The sequence below is a fragment of the Aliirhizobium wenxiniae genome, assembly GCF_019511445.1.
In the GTDB taxonomy this organism is placed as follows: Bacteria; Pseudomonadota; Alphaproteobacteria; order Rhizobiales; family Rhizobiaceae; genus Neorhizobium; species Neorhizobium wenxiniae_A.
This window is the reverse complement of sequence record NZ_JAEUAN010000006.1, coordinates 1-18879: the sequence shown is the minus strand read 5'-3', so window position 1 is coordinate 18879 and position 18879 is coordinate 1. Positions and strand designations below refer to the sequence as shown.

The window sequence follows — 18879 nt, the reverse complement described above, 5'->3', positions numbered from 1 at the left end:
GTCCTCCGGTCTCGAAGCTCAGTCGAGACGCATGGCGATGCCGTGATCTGCCATATAGCGTTTGGCCTCTGCGACCGTATAGGTGCCGAAGTGGAAAATCGATGCGGCGAGAACAGCTGTTGCGTGGCCTTGCTTGACGCCCGCCACGAGGTCATCGAGATCCCCGACGCCGCCCGATGCGATCACCGGCACGCGCACCGAATCCGCGATCGCGCGGGTCAGTTCCAGATCATAGCCGACCTTGGTGCCGTCACGGTCCATAGAAGTGACCAGCAGCTCGCCAGCCCCGCGCTCGACCATCCGCTGCGCAAAATCGACGGCGTCGATCCCCGTCGGGTTTCGGCCGCCATGGGTAAAGATCTCCCAGCGGTTCGCTTCGCCCGCGGCCGAAACCTTTTTGGCATCGATCGACACGACGATGCACTGGTTGCCGAACTTGTCGGCAGCCTCGGCAACGAAATCCGGATTGTTGACCGCCGCAGAATTGATCGAAACCTTATCGGCCCCGGCCAGCAGCAGTTTGCGGATATCGGCAACCGCACGCACTCCGCCGCCGACGGTCAGCGGCATAAAGCAATGGTCAGCCGTGCGGGCGACGACATCGAAGATCGTCTCGCGATTGTCGGAAGAGGCGGTGATGTCGAGAAAGCACAGCTCGTCGGCACCGGCCAGATCATAGGCCTTGGCCGCTTCGACAGGATCGCCGGCATCGACCAGATCGAGAAAGTTGACGCCCTTGACGACACGGCCGTCTTTCACGTCGAGGCAGGGAATGACGCGGGCTTTGAGGGTCATGCTCCAAGACCTTTCGCGGCGCGGATCAGCGCCAGTGCTTCGGTGGGATCGATACGGCCGTCATAAAGCGCGCGACCGGAAATAGCGCCTTCGAGGCGGGCCGCATCCGGCTCGAGCATCCGGCTGATATCGTCGAGCGAGGCAAGCCCGCCTGAAGCGATCACCGGGATGGAGACGGCATTGGCCAGTTCCAGCGTCGAAGCCCAGTTGATGCCGGCCAGAATGCCGTCGCGGTCGATATCGGTATAGATGATCGCGGACACACCGGCGCCTTCGAATTTCTTCGCAAGCTCGATCACGCCGAGCTCGGAAGCTTCCGCCCAGCCCTCGACCGCCACCTTGCCGCCCTTGGCATCGATGCCGACTGCTACCTTGCCCGGAAACCGCTTGCAGGCCTCGATCACAAGCGCCGGATCACGCACGGCAACGGTGCCGAGGATCACCCGCGCCAAGCCTCTGGAAAGCCAGCTTTCGATATGATCGAGCGTGCGGATACCGCCGCCGAGCTGAACCGGATTTTTCGTTGCCTTCAGGATCGCATCGACCGCGGCGCCATTGACGCTCTCACCGGCAAAGGCGCCGTTGAGGTCGACCACATGCAGCCACTCGAACCCTTGGTCTTCAAAGGCTTTTGCCTGGGCGCCGGGGTCTGGATTGTAGACGGTCGCCTGCTCCATGTCGCCAAGCTTGAGGCGCACGCACTGGCCGTCCTTGAGGTCGATAGCCGGGAAAAGGATCATCTTCTTGGTCCTTCGATAGATGCGCGAGCCCTTACGGCTTCCAGCGCAGGAAATTGGAAATCAGGGCGAGGCCGAGTTTTTGGCTCTTTTCCGGATGGAATTGCGAACCCGCCATGTTGTCGCGCCCGACGAATGCCGTCATCGCGCCGCCATAGTCGGTCGTGGCGATCACTTCGGCCGGATTGGTCGCGGCAAGATGGTAGGAATGCACGAAATAGGCGTGCAGCCCGTCCGGGCCGGTCGGAATGCCGTCAAACAGCGGGTGAGGCGTGGCAAGTTCCAGCGTATTCCAGCCGATCTGCGGGATCTTCAGCTCTGGATCGGACGGCGTCATCTCGACGACATCGCCCTTGATCCAGCCGAGCCCTTCCGTCGTGGTCTTTTCCAAGCCACGCGACGACATCAGTTGCATGCCGACACAGATGCCGAGAAAGGGACGTGCCTTGGTTTCGACTGCTTCGATAAGCGCTTCGTTCATGCCTGAAACCACCTTGAGACCGGCGCGGCAATCCGCATAGGCGCCGACGCCCGGCAGCACGACGCGGTCGGCAGCGGCAACGATATCCGGCTTGTCGGTAAGCTCGATTGCGGCATCGATGCCGGCTTCACGCGCCGCCCGTTCGAATGCCTTGGTGGCCGAGCGCAGGTTGCCCGAACCGTAGTCGATGATTGCGACGCGCATCAGCGTCCTCCGTGATCGAAAAGTCCGAGAGCCGGACCCTGCCAGCCCGAAACGGGCGGCTGTTTTGTTTTGGCCCAATCCACGGAAGAGGGCAGGGGCTGCGTCTCTTTCTGCGGCAGGGCGGAAAAATAGATCTCTTCCGCCGTCTCTCTGTCTGTCGCGGTGATCACGCTCTCAAGCGTCCAGCCGCGGCGGATAAGGGAGTTGGCGTAGTGATTGCGGCCTTCGAGCGCGACAAGGATATGTATCGCAAAACCGAGCAGCGATCCCCCGAGCCAGAAGCCCTGCATGCCCATCAACACCGCACCAGCAACCTGCAGCGCAAGTGCGAAAACTCCCGCAAGCCAGAGCCGATGCCAGATCAGCCAGATCCAGGAAAATACGAATGCCATCCAGGAAAACCCGTCGGGCAGGAAAAGCGTCGAGCGGTGATCCCTGTCGGGACCATTCGGCGGTATCAGAACGAGATAGCTTCTCAAGGATGATCTCCCGGAAGCGTCAGGCAAGCGTTCCCTTGGTGGATGGAACGCGGTTGGCCTGTCGCGGATCGATTTCGGTCGCGGTGCGAAGAACGCGCGCCACGGATTTGAAGCAGGTCTCGGCGATATGATGGTTGTTGGCGCCGTAATGGTTGAGGATATGCAGCGTGATCCCGGTATTCTGCGCCAGCGCCTGGAAGAATTCGCGCACCAGTTCGGTATCGAACGTGCCGATCTTCGGCGCCGAAAACGCAACGTTCCAGACGAGGAAAGGCCGGCCCGACACGTCGATCGCAGCCTTGGTCATCGTCTCGTCCATGGCCAGATCGAGCGAAGCGTAACGGGTGATGCCGCGACGGTCGCCGAGCGCCTTGGAAATTGCCTGGCCGATCGCAATCCCGGTATCCTCGACCGTGTGGTGATCGTCGATATGCAGGTCGCCCTTCACGTCGATTTCCATGTCGATCAGCGAATGTCGCGCCAACTGGTCGAGCATATGGTCGAAAAAGCCGACGCCCGTCGAAATCTTGGCCACGCCGGTGCCGTCCAGATTGACGGAAACGGAGACGGAGGTTTCGTTGGTCTTGCGGGAAACGCTTCCCACGCGTGCGGCTGCGGTTTCGCCCATCAGGGTCTGCTCCATGCTTTTCTCGCCGCTCCTTATCAGCCGTAAGCTGAAATATCCAGCAAAAGCACGGGCCTTTGCGACACCTTGTCGATCGAAACCTGCGAGATTGTATTCGTCACTCGGCCACTTACATAGGTGTCAACACGATCCCGGCAAAGCCAGTGCGGTTTGGCGGGATTTCCTGAAGTGCAATGGCCCGCTTTCGAGGGGCAGACAGGTGACTTGATGACAACGATTATTACAGTCAGGAAGGGCGGCAAGGTCGTCATGGCCGGCGACGGTCAGGTGAGCCTCGGCCAGACCGTGATGAAGGGCAATGCGCGCAAAGTGCGCCGCATCGGCAAAGGCGGCGATGTGATCGCCGGTTTCGCAGGTGCCACGGCAGATGCCTTCACCCTTCTCGACCGTCTTGAAAAGAAGCTCGAACAATATCCCGGCCAGCTAATGCGCGCTGCCGTCGAACTTGCCAAGGACTGGCGCACCGACAAGTATCTGCGCAATCTCGAAGCCATGATGCTGGTCGCCGACAAATCCACCACGCTGGCAATCACCGGCAACGGCGACGTTCTTGAGCCCGAGCACGGCACGATCGCTATCGGTTCCGGCGGCAATTACGCCTTTGCCGCGGCCCGCGCGCTGATGGACAGCGAAAAACCCGCCGAAGACGTCGCCCGCCAGGCACTCGATATCGCCGCCGATATCTGCGTTTACACCAACCACAATCTCGTCGTCGAAACGCTCGACGCCGAGTAATTCAATCAATTCCCAAAAGGGTCCCGCGGACCGGGCCGCATTGGCCGGCCGCAACGGGAAAGCCGAGAGGATACAATGACCAATTTCTCCCCCCGCGAAATCGTTTCCGAACTCGATCGCCACATCATCGGCCAGCACGACGCCAAGCGCGCGGTTGCGATCGCGCTTCGTAACCGCTGGCGTCGCCACCAGCTCGACGAGAGCCTGCGCGATGAAGTGATGCCGAAGAACATCCTGATGATCGGCCCGACCGGTGTCGGCAAGACGGAAATCTCCCGCCGCCTCGCAAAACTTGCTGGCGCGCCGTTTATCAAGGTCGAAGCGACGAAATTCACCGAAGTCGGTTATGTCGGCCGCGATGTCGAGCAGATCATCCGTGATCTCGTCGAAGTCGGCATTGGCCTTGCTCGCGAAAAGAAGCGCACGGAAGTGCAGGCCAAGGCGCATCAAAGCGCCGAGGAACGCGTGCTCGATGCGCTGGTCGGCTCCACCGCATCTCCGGCGACGCGTGACAGCTTCCGAAAGAAGCTGCGCGCCGGTGAGATGGACGACAAGGAAATCGAGATCGAGGTTGCCGATAGCGGCTCGGGCATGCCCGGTGGCTTCGAAATCCCCGGCATGCCGGGCGCCAATATCGGCGTGCTCAATCTCTCCGACATGTTCGGCAAGGCTATGGGCGGACGCACCAAGAAGGTGAAAACGACCGTCTCAAAATCCTATGGCGAGCTGATCCGCGACGAATCCGACAAACTGATCGACAACGAGGTCATCCAGCGCGAGGCGGTTCGTGCAGTCGAAAACGACGGCATCGTCTTCCTGGACGAAATCGACAAGATCGCGGCACGCGATGGCGGCATGGGTGCCGGTGTTTCACGTGAAGGCGTACAGCGCGATCTTCTGCCGTTGGTCGAAGGCACGACGGTTTCGACCAAGTATGGCCCGGTAAAGACGGATCATATCCTCTTCATCGCATCGGGTGCTTTCCACGTATCGAAACCTTCCGATCTCCTGCCGGAACTTCAGGGCCGTCTGCCGATCCGCGTCGAGCTTCGCCCGCTGACCAAGGAAGATTTCCGCCGCATCCTGACGGAAACCGAAGCGAGCCTCATCCGCCAGTATAAGGCGCTGATGGGCACGGAGGATCTATCACTGGAGTTCACCGAGGACGCGATCGACGCGCTTGCCGATGTCGCGGTTCATCTGAACTCCACGGTCGAGAATATCGGCGCCCGCCGCCTGCAGACGGTCATGGAGCGTGTGCTGGATGAAATCTCCTTCACGGCACCCGACCAGGGCGGCACGTCGGTGAAGATCGATGCCGAATATGTTCGCAAGCATGTGGGCGATCTGGCGGCCGATACTGACCTGTCGCGTTACATTCTGTAATGCTCGTGCGTGGCAACCGGGCAACGTTCGGTTGCCACGCATCTCTGCTTTGACGCCTTTTTGAACGTCTTTATCTCGACATTCCAATATGTCTTAACGTATGGGTGACGCGCTTTCGCGAAGACGCGAGCGGCTTCCCAGATCGATCTGTCACAGTTTCTGGAGCCGGCAGTGGCGCAGATAAACGCTGGGACACGGAAAATCTTGAAACGCACCCTTATTGCATTGCTGTTGACTGTCGCCTGGGCGGCTTCCTCGACCGGTCCGGTCATGGCCATGACCATCGTGCCGGAAGGCAATCGCAATGCCGTGCAGCCCAAGATCCCCGGCGCTTCCGTGCGCCGCACTCGCGCCGGCCGCACCACTTTCGACGACAAATACGACAAGATCCGTGAGCTTCTGGCGAGTGACAAGGCACTGATCGGCAAGATCAAGTCGACGGCTTCGGCCTATGGCATCGATCCGATCCACATGGTCGGCGCGATCGTCGGTGAGCACACCTATAATGTCGACGCCTATGACAGGCTGCAAAGCTATTACGTCAAGGCGGCCGCTTATGCAGGCAATGCTTTCCGTTTTGCCTATGACGGCGAGACCATTGCTGAATTCCTGACGCACTCGCAGTTTTCCGCCTGTGCCGACAAGTCAGGTTCCTACGCGCTATGGAATTGCCGCGAAGGCGTTTGGGAAAAGTCGTTCCGTGGCAAAAGGGTCGATGGGAAGGCTTATCCCGACAACCGTTTCAGCGCGGTCTTCTTCCAGCCTTTCTACGCCGGCCAGACCTTTGGTCTAGGCCAGGTCAATCCGCTGACGGCGCTAATGTTGTCCGACATGGTGTCGCGCACATCCGGCTATTCGAAGCTGGATGAAAACGACGCCGCGGAAGTCTATGAAGCGATCATGGATCCCGACAAGTCGCTCGCCTATATGGCGGCCAATATCCGCCGCTCGATCGATGACTATAAGCAGATCGCCGATGTCGATATTTCCCGCAATCCCGGCGTCACAGCGACGCTCTACAACACGGGCGGTTCGGCCCAGCGCGCAGCGGCGCTGAAAGCCCGCGGCGGTTTGCCGGAAGAGAATTATTACGGCTGGCTCGTCAACGACAAGATCGCCGAGTTGAAATCGCTGCTCTAAGTCCTGATATTCCTTTTATCAGGAACCGAAGAGGAGGGTTGCCGTTGGACATGCGCCCCGACCCCTTTGTGCCGCCGGCACCCATACCGCGCACTGTCCCGCCGTCTCGGCTGGAAATCATCCGCACGGTCATGCGCAACCCGCTGGAACTGTGGGGTGTGCCGTCCTATACGCTGCCCTGGATCAAGACGAAGTTCTTCAAGGAACGCACGCTGATCGTCAACGATCCCGGCCTGATCCGCCATGTCCTCGTCGATAATGCTGCAAATTACGAAATGTCGGAAATCCGCCAGCTGATCCTGCGGCCGATTCTGCGCGACGGATTGCTGACGGCGGAAGGCCCGGTCTGGAAGCGTTCGCGCAAGGCGATGGCGCCGGTTTTCACGCCCCGCCATTCGCGTGGCTTTGCCGGTCAGATGCTGGCGAAATCGGAGGAATACGCAGAGAAATATGCGACGGTCGGTGCTGACGGAGCGATCCACGATATCTCCGTCGACATGACGGAACTCGCCTATTCGATCCTGTCGGAAACCCTTTTCTCGGGCCAGATCGTCACTGAGAGCAACAGTTTCTCCGATGATGTCGACAGCCTCCTCCACCGCATGGGCCGCGTCGACCCTATGGATTTGTTGCGCGCGCCGGCTTGGGTACCGCGCCTGACCCGCATCGGCGGCCGCAAGGTGCTTGAAAAATTCCGCAACATCGTCGCCGACACGATGCGTGAGCGGCAAAAGCGCATGAGTGAGACGCCGGAGGCGGTGCCACAGGATTTCCTGACACTGCTCCTTCAGCTCGAAGGGGCGAATGGTCTTACGCTGGATGAGATCGAGGACAATATTCTCACTTTCATCGGCGCCGGCCATGAAACCACCGCCCGCGCGCTCGCCTGGGCGCTTTATTGCGTCGCTCATTCGCCGCATGTGCGCGAGGCGATGGAAAAGGAAATCGACAAGGTTCTGGCCACCGGTGCCGAGCCGGTGGAATGGCTGGAACTGATGCCCTGGGTGCGCGCCTCCTTCGAGGAGGCCTTGCGGCTCTATCCCCCGGCGCCGTCGCTAAACCGTGCGGCGATTGGCGACGACAGGTGGACGAGCCCCAGCGGTGAAAGCATCGAGATCGAAGCGGGCGTCACCATCCTCGTCATGCCCTGGACGCTGCATCGCCACGAGCTCTATTGGGAAAAGCCGCGCGCTTTCATGCCCGAACGCTTTCTGCCGGAAAACCGCGGCAACATAGGCCGCTTCCAGTATCTGCCTTTCGGCGCCGGCCCGCGTACCTGTATCGGCGCAACCTTCGCCATGCAGGAAGCCGTGATTGCGCTTGCCGTGCTGATGAAGCGCTACCGTTTCGATGCTTTGCCCGGCACAGAAATCTGGCCGGTGCAGAAACTGACGACCCAGCCGCAGGACGGCATGCCTATGCGGGTAAGCCTCCGGTCCTGACCGCGACACGACATGTCTTTGCCGGTCGATTGATCCTGCCGCACCATGCTTTATGGATTGCTGCATAAGGGTTTGGGAATTCTCGCGTGGTTTCACCTCTTCTTCTCGGCATCGATACCGGCGGCACCTATACGGATGCCGTCCTTTTTCGCGAGGATGAAGGGGTGATCGCCAAGGCGAAATCGCTCACCACCCGGCATGATCTCTCTGAGGGGATCTCGGGCGCTGTCGATGCGGCCCTGGCAAAGAGCGGCATCAAGGCTGGCGAAATCGCCATGGTCTCGCTGTCGACGACGCTTGCCACCAATGCCCTGGTCGAAGGGCAGGGGGGCCGGGCCGCTCTGGTGATGATCGGTTTCGGCCCGGACGATATTGCGCGCGGTGGCTTGTCGGATGCACTGGGCAATGATCCAGTGATCTTTCTGCCGGGCGGTCATGATGTCCATGGCAACGAGACGCCGCTCGATATGACGGCATTGGCTGAGGTGCTGCCCGCACTCGCCCCAAGCGTTTCTTCCTTTGCGGTGGCCGGTTATTTTGCCGTGCGGAATCCGGCTCACGAAATCAGGGTGAGGGAGCGTATTCGCGAACTTCAGCACAAAGCGGTCACCTGCAGCCACGAGCTGTCATCCCGGCTTGGCGGGCCGAAGCGCGCTTTGACCACGCTTCTCAATGCACGCTTGGTCTCCATCATCGATCGCCTGATTGGCTCGACAGAGGATTTCCTTGCAACGTCAGGCATCCATGGACCTCTCATGGTCGTGCGGGGCGACGGTGCATTGATGTCCTCGGCCGAGGCGCGGTTGCGACCGATCGAGACCATTCTCTCCGGTCCGGCGGCAAGCCTTGTGGGTGCCCACTATCTCAGCGGACTGGATGAGGCAGTTGTGTCCGATATCGGAGGCACGACGACGGATATCGCCGTTCTTCAGGGCGGCAGGCCGAAGCTTGCGCCCGATGGCGCGAATGTCGGCGGTCATGAGACGATGGTGGAGGCGGTTGCCCTGCGCACCTTCGGTCTCGGCGGTGATTCGGAAGTGCATATCGATGATCGCGGGCTGGAGGCGAAAATCACGCTCGGCCCCCGGCGTCTTTTGCCCCTCAGTCTTCTTGCTGTGCCCCACGGCGATAGCGTGCTCTCAACACTGGATATGCAGCTTCGCGCCCCCCATGCCGGACGACACAACGGCCGCTTCGCGGTCCGGATCTCGATGGACGAGACTTCGAGTGCGGGCCTACAGCCACAGGAGCAGGCGCTTCTTGCGCGGATGGGTTCGGCACCGGTGGCCTTGAATGCGCTTTTGACGATGAATTCCCAGAAGGCGGTTCTCGACCGCCTTGTCGCGCGCGGGCTAGTACATTTGAGCGGTATCACGCCATCCGACGCGCTGCATGTTCTGGGCCGCCAGAACCAGTGGAATGCCGATGCGGCGCGGCTCGGGCTGCAGATTGCGGCGCGGAAAAAGAACGGTGCCGGTCGTCAGATCGCCGCGTCTGCGGAAGACCTTGCAAGGCAGATTGTCGATCGATTGACCCGTCAATCCTCCGAGGCTGTGCTTTCGGCCTGCCTTGCGGAGGATGGAGCTGGAGCGATCAATCCGTCGGTCTCGCTTGCTGTTGATCGTGCCTTGAAGCGCACGCCCGGTATCGCCCGGTTTTCCGTCAGGCTCGACCGGCCGCTTGTCGGCCTCGGCGCTTCGGCACCGGTCTATTATCCGGCAATCGCAGATCAGCTCGGTGCCGAATCGGTCATCCCGAAGGATGCGGATGTTGCCAATGCCATTGGCGCTGTCGTCAGCCATGTCAGGGTCAAGGTGACGGTCATCGTAACCTCGCCGGAAGAAGGGCTTTACGTCGTAACCGGTGCCGGTGAGACAGTCATGGTGATCGGAGAGACCAATGCGCTGGAGGCCGCCCGCAATCGGGCGCTGGCTGCAGCGAACGAGAAGGCAGGACAGGAGGGTGCGCACGACATCCTGATCTTCACTGAAGAGGAAATTCTGGCGCCCGAGGTGGAAGGCTCAATAAAACTGGTCGAAGCGCGGATAACCGCCACGGCAACGGGCCGCCCGCGCATGACCCGTCCGCAACCGTGACCGAACCACCTTGGGCTTTCGGTGCATTGACACCGGATATCTCGCGGGCAAAGTGACGACACGAAAAACCAAAAGCATGTGAGGGAGAAGCCGTATGGCACGCAAGGATATCGCCGGTCTCAAGATTGACGAACAGCTCTATCGGTTCCTGGTGGAGGAAGCCCTGCCGGATACGGGCGTCGGTGCCGACCGGTTTTTTGCGGAGTTCTCGAACATAGTCCACGACCTGGCGCCGAAGAACCGCGAGCTTCTGGCCAGGCGCGATGCCTTTCAGGTGAAGATCGATGATTGGTATCGGGCCAATGGCGCCCCGTCCGATCTGGCGGCCTATGAGAGCTTCCTACGGGAGATCGGTTATCTTCTGCCCGAAGGCCCCGATTTCCAGGTCTCGACCGAAAACGTCGATCCGGAGATTGCCCAGATCGCAGGGCCGCAGCTTGTCGTGCCGGTCATGAATGCCCGTTACGCACTGAATGCGGCAAACGCCCGTTGGGGTTCGCTCTATGATGCGCTTTACGGCACCGACGCGATTTCCGAAGCTGACGGTGCCGAAAAGGGAAAAGGTTACAATCCGGTCCGCGGTACGAAAGTCATCGCCTGGGTGCGCGATTTTCTCGATCGCTCTGCGCCGCTGGCCGGCGGCAGCTGGAAGGAAGCCGCTTCGTTCAAGATCGAACAGAGCGGCCTGTTCGTCACGTTGAGCAATGGAGAGGTGACGGGCCTGACCGACCCGTCCCAGTTCGCCGGCTATCTCGGAGACACGGCTGCTCCAACGCAGATCCTGTTGAAGAAGAACAATCTCCATGTCGAAATCCTGATCGATGCAACCACCGCGATCGGCAGGGATGATCCGGCTAACATTTCAGACGTCTGGGCTGAATCCGCGATCACCACGATCATGGACTGCGAGGATTCCGTTGCCGCGGTCGACGCGGAAGACAAGGTCGTTGTCTACCGCAACTGGCTCGGCCTGATGAAGGGCGACCTGACCGAAGACGTCTCCAAGGGCGGCAAGAGCTTCACCCGCAAACTCAATCCTGACCTGGACTACACGGCACCGGATGGCTCGAGTTTCGAGCTGAAATGCCGTTCGCTGATGCTCGTGCGCAATGTCGGCCACCTGATGACCAATCCGGCCATCCTTGATCGCGATGGAAACGAGGTGCCGGAAGGCATCATGGATGCGATGGTGACGGCATTGATTGCCATCCATGATGTCGGCCCGAACGGTCGGAAAAAGAACTCCCGCCTTGGCTCCATGTATGTGGTCAAGCCCAAGATGCACGGCCCGGAAGAAGTCGCCTTCGCCGCCGAAATCTTTTCTCGCGTCGAACAGGCGCTCGGCTTGGCGAAAAACACCATCAAGATGGGCATCATGGACGAGGAACGCCGCACCACGGTCAACCTCAAGGAGGCGATCCGCGCTGCAAAAGACCGGGTCGTCTTCATCAATACCGGCTTCCTCGACCGCACCGGCGACGAGATCCATACGTCGATGGAAGCCGGTCCGATGATCCGCAAGGGCGACATGAAACAGGCGTCCTGGATTGCGGCCTATGAGAACTGGAATGTCGATATCGGCCTGGAATGCGGGCTTTCCGGCCATGCCCAGATCGGCAAGGGCATGTGGGCCATGCCGGACCTGATGGCGGCGATGCTGGAACAGAAGATCGGCCACCCTAAGGCCGGCGCCAACACCGCCTGGGTTCCGTCGCCGACAGCCGCAACGCTGCACGCCACCCATTATCACATGGTCGATGTGGCTGCGGTCCAGAAGAGCCTGAAGAGCCGCGCCCGCGCAAAGCTCTCGGACATTCTATCCGTGCCGGTCGCGCCGCGCCCCAACTGGACGCAGGAGGAAATCCAGCGCGAACTCGATAACAATGCGCAGGGTATTCTCGGCTACGTCGTGCGCTGGATCGATCAGGGTGTCGGTTGTTCAAAAGTGCCGGACATCAACAATGTCGGCTTGATGGAAGACCGCGCCACTCTGCGTATCTCGGCCCAGCACATGGCCAACTGGCTGCACCACAAGGTCGTCACCGAAGATCAGATCGTCGAGACGATGAAGCGCATGGCCAAGGTGGTCGACGGCCAGAATGCCGGCGATCCGCTCTATGTCCCGATGGCGAAGGATTTCGACGGCTCGATCGCCTTCCAGGCAGCCCTCGATCTGGTGCTCAAGGGCCGCGAACAGCCGAATGGCTATACCGAACCGGTTCTGCACCGCCGCAGGCTGGAGCTGAAGGCAAAGCTTGCCGGCTGATCCCGAAAAGCCGCCAACAAAAAAGCCGCCGGGAAAATCCTTGGCGGCTTTTTCGGTTTCAGGTCTGATCCGCCTTACTGGATCACGACAACCTTGGTCGCCTTGCCCGGACGGACGCGGCTATAGAGGTCGATCACGTCCTGGTTCATCAGACGAATGCAGCCGGAGGAAGCGGCCGTTCCGATCGACGCCCATTCCGGCGTGCCATGCAGGCGGAACAGCGTGTCCTGGCCCTTTTCGTTGAACAGATACATGGCGCGTGCGCCGAGCGGATTGTTCAGCCCCGGACCCATACCCTTTTCGACATACTTGGCGATATCTGGTTTGCGAGCCGCCATTTCCTTCGGCGGGTGCCACATTGGCCATTCCTGCTTCCAGGCAACATAGGCCGTACCCGACCATGCAAAGCCCGCCTTGCCGACGCCGATGCCGTAGCGCATCGCACGGCCGCCCGGCATGATGTAATAGAGGAAGCGCTCGCGCGTATTTACGATAACCGTGCCCGGCTTTTCTGTGGTCTCGTATGTCACGATCTGGCGGACGAACTGCTGCTTGACCCGGTTGATCGGAATGGCCGGCAGGGTATAGCCTGCATCCGTTACCGAACCATACGAATCGGTGAAGATCTGGGCCGTCTCGACGCGAACCGGTGCGTCGGTTTTGCCTGTGTCGATTTTGGCTGTTTCGGACGTGGTCGAGCAGCCGGCCAGGGCAGCGGTTGCCAACAGGCCGAGTGCGAGCATGCTGTTGCGAAAGCGCATGGATATCTCTTGGTGAAACGATCGATTGAAATGGCGTCAAGCCGCCGTCGAAACCGTTATTTTCCATTCGATTGCGCTTGGCAAGTTGCGCATCCGCTCAGCGCGTCGGCATCAGTCGAATTGAAAAGGCCATTGTCTTTTTGCAACATTCACAATGCTGCCAAGCTATAATGGCTAAGGAACAAGGCATGACGATATTGAATGTCGTGAACGACAATCCCCTGATCGACGGACGCCAATCGGTTCGTGCGATGATGGTCCGCAAGGGCGTGCAGATCCTGCTGCACGATATGCGGCATGCGGTTTTGCCCGAATTCGTATTGCCCAATGGCCGCCGTGCCGACCTGATCACCGTGTCGGACAAGGGAGAAATCTGGATTGTCGAGATAAAGACGTCGATCGAGGATTTTCGTATCGACTGCAAGTGGCCGGATTATCGCGCCTATTGTGACCGGCTTCTGTTTGCCACGCACCAGGATGTCCCGCTCGAAATCTTCCCGGAAGATTGCGGTCTGCTTTTATCGGACGGCTACGGTGCACATCTCCTACGCGCCGCACCCGAACACAAGCTCGCTCCGGCAACGCGCAAGTCGCTGATGCTTGGTTTTTCGCGCGCCGCGGCGCACCGCCTGATGATGGCGGAGTGGGCGACCGGAAAGAGCTTTGACGACGTGTAGCTAGGTCCCGCAACAGGCGGGAACCGCTTCAATCTAAAATGGCCTGAAGTCCAAACTCCAAGCGGGCGCCTTATTTAGGCGCCCGCTTGGCGAGAATACGCTGCAACGTACGGCGATGCATGTTCAGCCGTCTTGCCGTTTCCGAAACATTGCGTTCGCACATTTCGTAAACGCGCTGGATATGTTCCCAACGCACGCGATCCGCAGACATCGGGTTTTCCGGCAGGTCGGCCTTTTCCCCGGGGCGCTGCGTCAACGCATTGAACACGTCGTCGGCATCGGCAGGCTTTGAAAGATAGTCGACGGCGCCAAGCTTGACCGCGGTTACGGCAGTCGCGATGTTTCCGTAGCCGGTCAACACGATGACGCGGGTATCCTGACGAAACTGCCGGATTGTCTCGATGACGTCGAGACCGTTACCATCGCCCAGGCGAAGGTCGACGACAGCATATTTCGGCGCCTTCTGGCGCACTTTCGCGATGCCTTCGGCAACCGTTTCTGCCGCCTCCACGGCAAAGCCGCGGGTTTCCATGGCGCGTGCCAGACGGCGCAAAAACGGCCCGTCATCGTCAACGATCAACAGCGAAGGGTCGGAACCAATGTAATCCTCGTTCTGAGGATTGGATTGCGGCAGTGTTGTTTCCATCTTCATTCTCCGGGATCGATGGATCCCAATTATCATATAGAACGCAATAAAATTGGAGCTAGATCAAATTGGCCTGTCCATAATTGATCTAGGCCATTCAATTCGAATGCGCGCACCGGCCTGGCCGTCGCCGCGATTGCTGAAGCGGATCGACGCGCCGGAACGCTCGAGCAGGGTTTTGGCGATGAAAAGCCCCAGGCCCAGGCCACCGGCATGTTCGCTGCGCTCGCGTGTCCGGGATGTCATATAGGGCTCCCCGATCCGCGAGAGGATGACAGACGAATAACCCGGCCCATCGTCCTCGATGGTAATTGCCACCCGCTGGTCGTCATAGTCGACCGATATGAGCACCTGGTTTTTCGCATAGTCGACCGCGTTTTCGATCAGATTGCCGAGGCCGTAGAGAATTCCGGGGTTTCGAGCACCCACCGGCTCGTGGCCGCCATCGGTGTTCTTGACCAGCTTGATGTCGATATCGAATTGCCGGTGCGGAGCGATAACCTCTTCCATCATCGATGAAAGCGGAAGGCGCCGCAGATGCTCTTCCCCTTCGGCAGGCAGTGAGGTCAGCCGCCGCAGGATATCGCGGCACCGCTCGCTCTGGCTGCGCAAAAGCTGCACGTCTTCCTTGAAACGCTCGTCATTCCCGAGTTCGCGCTCCATCTCCTTGGCAACGACGCTGATCGTGGCAAGCGGTGTCCCCAGTTCATGGGCAGCCGCTGCCGCAAGGCCATCCAGCTGGCCGAGATGTTTTTCCCGCTCCAGAATCATTTCCGTTGCCACAAGAGCATCCGAAAGCAGGCTAGCCTCATGGGAAACGCGGTAAGCGTAAAAAGCCGCAAACACCATCATCGAGGCGATCGAGAACCATACACCGAGCTGCATGATCGGCTGGATGCGCAGATGCTGTCCTTCATACCACGGAACCGGGTAGGGGGAGAGCGACAGCACCGTCGTGCAGGCAAGCGCAAAGACCAGCAATATCAGCGAATGCCGCAATGGTTGTGATGCAAAGGCAATGATCACCGGCACACAGATCAGCGGCGCGAATGGATTGCCAAGCCCGCCGGTAATGAACAGCAGCGCACCCATCTGCAGAAGGTCGAAGCAGAGCAGGGCCACGGCCGATTTGGGACCGAGCCGGTGCGTTGCCGGAAACCATGCGGACAGGATGAGGTTCGCTACTGCCAGGGCCGCGACCAGGATCGTCGCCTCGGCGATCGGCATCGGAAAGCCGATAATGCCCCAGATGATGACAACCGTGATTGTCTGCCCCGCCACAGCCAGCCATCTCAACCTGACCAGTGTCTGCAGTCGGATGCTGCGGCTCAAGTGACCGATCTCGCCGCCCTGTGGCGACAATATATCTTCGTTATGCAACATTCGTTCGGACATTATTCCATGTGCCTTAATGTAACCAAAACTCTTAAATCCGTTCAGTATTCCATAAGACGTGACAGGATGTCACGTGCCTCTTGGTTTCGCGCGGGTTGTCGGATCGGCATCGACCGGATTTTCCGGCCACGGATGTCGGGGATATCGGCCGCGCATCTCCGCTCGCACGTCCTTCCAGGATCCTGACCAGAAACCCGGCAGGTCACGCGTCGTCTGGATCGGCCGGTGTGCCGGCGACGTCAATTCCAGAAGAAGCGGCAGCTTGCCGTTCGCAATCGCCGGATGGGCTTTGAGGCCGAACAGTTCCTGAACGCGGATCGTCAATGTCGGTTCTTCACCGTCATAGTGAATGGGATGCCGCTGACCGGTCGGCGCCTCGAAATGCGTCGGCGCGAGCCGGTTCATGCTGTGTATGAGCTCATGCGGCACGAGCGAGCGTAGGCCATCGGAAAGGCTCGACGCCGATATCGAGGCAAGTGCGGATGCGTTTCCCTGATAGGGGACGAACCAGTCATCGAGGCGGGCGATAAGTGCATCGTCGCTGACATCCGGCCACGGCTCGCCGAGCGAACGGTGAAGGAAACCCAGCCTTTCCTTAAATTGCAGTGCTTCCTTTGAAAATGGCAGGCTTTGCAGCCCGAACTGTCGCACGCCATCTGCCAATGCCCGTGCCGCCTGTTCCCCTGTTGGCTTCGGCAATGGTTTCTCGGCAAATATGATTGCCCCAAGCCGGGTGATCTGCCGTGCGCGCACCTGGCGGCTTGCCGGATCGAAAAAGCACTCCTCGGTGGACTGGATTGCCCCGCGCAACTCTTCTTCCACCTGTGCGCGCGAGATTTCTGCCGCGCCGAGAATGCGTGGCCGCGCTGCCTGCCCGGTCACGTCGGCAATCACCAGCATCGAGGCTCCTGCCAGCCGTTCGGTTTCCGGCAGCTCCGCCCCCCGGCCATTGGCCATGACGAACCGTCCCTTGCCGCCACGCTGTAACGCGATCCGGTCGGGATAGGCGTGAAGAAGTAGCTCGCCGGCCGATCCGCCCGGCTCCTGGCCTGCCGTGTTCGGCAAGCTGTCGGCAATTCTCTTGGCAAGTCCGCGGCTGGCTTGGGCTCGCTCGCTGCGATCAGCGCGAAAACGGCGCAGGCGTTCATCCAGATCGATGTCGTTTCCGCCAAGTCCCTGCTCAGTCAGAAGTACGGCAAGCAGGCTCGCCTCGCGTCCCCGACCGTCCTCGTCCGCGCGGATAACCATGGCCGCCAGCCGGGGTGGCAACGCCAGCTGGCGAATGACCTGACCTTTTGGTGTCAGGCGGCCGTCATCGTTTAACGCGCCGAGCAGAACAAGGAGAGCTTTGGCTTCGGCAAATGCCGGCCCGGGCGGCGGGTCCAGAAAGGGGAGTGTAGCCGGATCCGTCACGCCCCAATGGGAAAGATCCAGCACGAGACCTGCAAGATCGCTCGCCAGGATCTGTGGCGGTGTGAAGGCCGGCAGCGCGGCGGTCTGCCCGGAGTGCCACAGCCGGATCGCGATACCAGGCGCGGTTCGCCCGGCGCGGCCGGCCCGCTGGTCGGCGGAAGCCTGCGATACCCGCACTGTCTCCAGCCGGGTTATCCCTGTGGAAGGTTCGAAGACCGGCAGACGCTGCAATCCGCTATCGATCACGATCCGCACCCCGTCGATCGTGATCGATGTCTCGGCGATCGATGTGGCAAGCACGATCTTGCGCATCCCCGGCGCCGCCGGCTTGATCGCGAGATCCTGCTCCTGCTGCGTCAGGTTGCCGTAGAGCGGTGCGATCACGGTCTTGCCGTCGAACCGGCCCTGCAGCCGCTCGGCTACCCGTCGGATTTCCGCCTGTCCCGGCAGGAAAGCCAGAATGGAGCCACCTTCGTCGCGATGCGAGTTTTCGATTGCGCGGGTGACCGCGTCTTCGATCCGCTCCTGCTGGCCTTTCTCATGATAAAGGATTTCGACCGGGAAACTACGCCCCTCACTCTTGATCACTGGCGCATCGCCAAGCAGCGTGGCGATCCGATCCGTATCGAGCGTTGCCGACATCACCACGATACGCAGGTCTTCACGAAGCCCCGATTGTGCGTCGAGCGCCAGCGCCAGTCCGAAATCGGCATCGAGCGAGCGTTCATGGAATTCGTCGAAGATGACAGCAGAGACGCCGGCAAGCTCTGGATCCTCCAGGATCATGCGGGAAAACACCCCTTCGGTGACGACCTCTATCCTTGTTGCCTGTGAAACGCGGGTATCGAGTCGCATCCGGTAACCGACCGTCTGCCCGACAGGCTCTCCTTTAAGCGCAGCCATGCGCGATGCCGCCGCGCGCGCCGCCAGCCGACGTGGTTCGAGCAGGATGACCTTGCCCGAACACCAGGGCTCCTTGATCAGCGCAAGCGGTACCATCGTGGTCTTTCCCGCGCCCGGTGGCGCGGAAAGGACTGCGCGCACATTTTGACCAAGGGTCGACGTCAGGTCGCTCAGGACTTCCATTATAGGCAGTGTCGCATTCACGGCATCCTGCACACTATCCTTTAGGGACCTTGTTTCCATATTGATGAGATTCCAGTGTCTTTACCTGTGTCTATCGTTCAGGGGATCTTCTGCGGTGGCGGATGTCCGCAATGACATAGCAGCGGCCAACACTCCAGTCAGCAGCGGCTGTCGTTTGGCCTGCTGAAAATCTATGCATTGCCTTCAATTTAAGCCACAAACATCTCCTCGCATCGCATTGGAGAAAAATGACATTTTTTTAAAAACCGCTGTTGACTCCTTGCTGTTGTCGGATTTATAACCCGCTCACTGACGAGGGCGGCGGCGCTGCTAGCGACGATGTCCTTCGTTCTGAAGAAACCACGACAGATTGGCGGATGCTGATTGGGACCGGGCTCCGGTTAGGTCTCTTGGTTTTGTGACGTTTTCGGGCTTTAGGGCTTGGGGGCGTCGGTTCTTTGACAATTGAATATGAGAAGAAAGAGAAACGTGGT

Annotated in this window: 16 protein-coding genes; 7 read left to right on the top strand and 9 right to left on the bottom strand. The window is 60.0% G+C overall.

Going from position 1 to position 18879, the window contains the following annotated elements:
* Nucleotides 1-18 precede the first annotated feature (18 nt).
* From hisF to hisB, 5 genes are read right to left on the bottom strand one after another with little or no spacing between them, the layout of a single operon-like run.
* Nucleotides 19-795 carry an imidazole glycerol phosphate synthase subunit HisF gene (gene hisF / locus JNB91_RS09380; RefSeq protein WP_220325257.1) on the bottom strand — a complete coding sequence of 259 codons (777 nt, stop codon included), beginning with the start codon at nt 793-795 and terminating at the stop codon, nt 19-21.
* A complete protein-coding gene (gene hisA / locus JNB91_RS09375) occupies nt 792-1535 on the bottom strand; it encodes a 1-(5-phosphoribosyl)-5-[(5-phosphoribosylamino)methylideneamino]imidazole-4-carboxamide isomerase (protein ID WP_220325256.1) in 744 nt (247 codons plus the stop codon). Before hisA ends, hisF begins: the two co-directional genes overlap by 4 nt.
* A 31-nt stretch (nt 1536-1566) precedes the next feature.
* Nucleotides 1567-2217 (bottom strand): imidazole glycerol phosphate synthase subunit HisH, encoded by a 651-nt coding sequence (gene hisH / locus JNB91_RS09370; RefSeq protein ID WP_220325255.1) that lies wholly within the window; start codon nt 2215-2217, stop codon nt 1567-1569.
* Nucleotides 2217-2696 carry a DUF2628 domain-containing protein gene (locus JNB91_RS09365; RefSeq protein WP_220325254.1) on the bottom strand — a complete coding sequence of 160 codons (480 nt, stop codon included), beginning with the start codon at nt 2694-2696 and terminating at the stop codon, nt 2217-2219. The genes hisH and JNB91_RS09365 overlap by 1 nt, the downstream gene beginning before the upstream one ends.
* Nucleotides 2697-2715: 19 nt before the next feature.
* Nucleotides 2716-3324 carry an imidazoleglycerol-phosphate dehydratase HisB gene (hisB, locus tag JNB91_RS09360; protein WP_220325430.1) on the bottom strand — a complete coding sequence of 203 codons (609 nt, stop codon included), beginning with the start codon at nt 3322-3324 and terminating at the stop codon, nt 2716-2718.
* Between the two features lie 225 nt (nt 3325-3549).
* Between hisB and hslV the strand changes: the two genes are divergently transcribed.
* The 6 genes from hslV to JNB91_RS09330 all read left to right on the top strand — a co-directional run bounded on the left by hslV (nt 3550) and on the right by JNB91_RS09330 (nt 12407).
* Nucleotides 3550-4077, top strand: a complete 528-nt coding sequence (gene hslV, locus JNB91_RS09355; protein WP_220325253.1) for an ATP-dependent protease subunit HslV — start codon at nt 3550-3552, stop codon at nt 4075-4077.
* A 75-nt stretch (nt 4078-4152) separates the two neighbouring features.
* Nucleotides 4153-5463, top strand: a complete 1311-nt coding sequence (gene hslU / locus JNB91_RS09350; RefSeq protein ID WP_220325252.1) for an ATP-dependent protease ATPase subunit HslU — start codon at nt 4153-4155, stop codon at nt 5461-5463.
* Nucleotides 5464-5667: 204 nt separating this feature from the next.
* Entirely contained in the window at nt 5668-6603 is a 936-nt protein-coding gene (locus JNB91_RS09345) for a DUF1402 family protein (RefSeq protein ID WP_220325251.1), read from the top strand.
* Between the two features lie 44 nt (nt 6604-6647).
* Nucleotides 6648-8045 carry a cytochrome P450 gene (locus JNB91_RS09340; RefSeq protein ID WP_220325250.1) on the top strand — a complete coding sequence of 466 codons (1398 nt, stop codon included), beginning with the start codon at nt 6648-6650 and terminating at the stop codon, nt 8043-8045.
* Nucleotides 8046-8131: 86 nt separating this feature from the next.
* Nucleotides 8132-10141, top strand: coding sequence for a hydantoinase/oxoprolinase N-terminal domain-containing protein (locus JNB91_RS09335; protein WP_220325249.1), 2010 nt, complete (start codon nt 8132-8134; stop codon nt 10139-10141).
* Between the two features lie 94 nt (nt 10142-10235).
* Entirely contained in the window at nt 10236-12407 is a 2172-nt protein-coding gene (locus tag JNB91_RS09330; RefSeq protein ID WP_220325248.1) for a malate synthase G, read from the top strand.
* A 74-nt stretch (nt 12408-12481) separates the two neighbouring features.
* Here JNB91_RS09330 and JNB91_RS09325 read toward each other — a convergent pair whose 3' ends face one another.
* Nucleotides 12482-13168 (bottom strand): L,D-transpeptidase, encoded by a 687-nt coding sequence (locus tag JNB91_RS09325; protein ID WP_220325247.1) that lies wholly within the window; start codon nt 13166-13168, stop codon nt 12482-12484.
* 188 nt (nt 13169-13356) lie between these two features.
* Between JNB91_RS09325 and JNB91_RS09320 the strand changes: the two genes are divergently transcribed.
* Entirely contained in the window at nt 13357-13845 is a 489-nt protein-coding gene (locus JNB91_RS09320; protein WP_220325246.1) for an MmcB family DNA repair protein, read from the top strand.
* A gap of 70 nt (nt 13846-13915) precedes the next feature.
* Here the strand turns inward: JNB91_RS09320 and JNB91_RS09315 are convergent, their stop codons facing one another.
* The 3 genes from JNB91_RS09315 to hrpB all read right to left on the bottom strand — a co-directional run bounded on the left by JNB91_RS09315 (nt 13916) and on the right by hrpB (nt 18445).
* Nucleotides 13916-14491, bottom strand: coding sequence for an ActR/PrrA/RegA family redox response regulator transcription factor (locus tag JNB91_RS09315; RefSeq protein WP_223218118.1), 576 nt, complete (start codon nt 14489-14491; stop codon nt 13916-13918).
* 63 nt (nt 14492-14554) lie between these two features.
* The gene (locus JNB91_RS09310) at nt 14555-15874 is read right to left on the bottom strand and encodes an ActS/PrrB/RegB family redox-sensitive histidine kinase (RefSeq protein ID WP_220325244.1); all 1320 of its coding nucleotides are present in this window, start codon (nt 15872-15874) and stop codon (nt 14555-14557) included.
* Between the two features lie 81 nt (nt 15875-15955).
* A complete protein-coding gene (gene hrpB, locus JNB91_RS09305; protein WP_220325243.1) occupies nt 15956-18445 on the bottom strand; it encodes an ATP-dependent helicase HrpB in 2490 nt (829 codons plus the stop codon).
* Between the last annotated feature and the right edge of the window lie 434 nt (nt 18446-18879).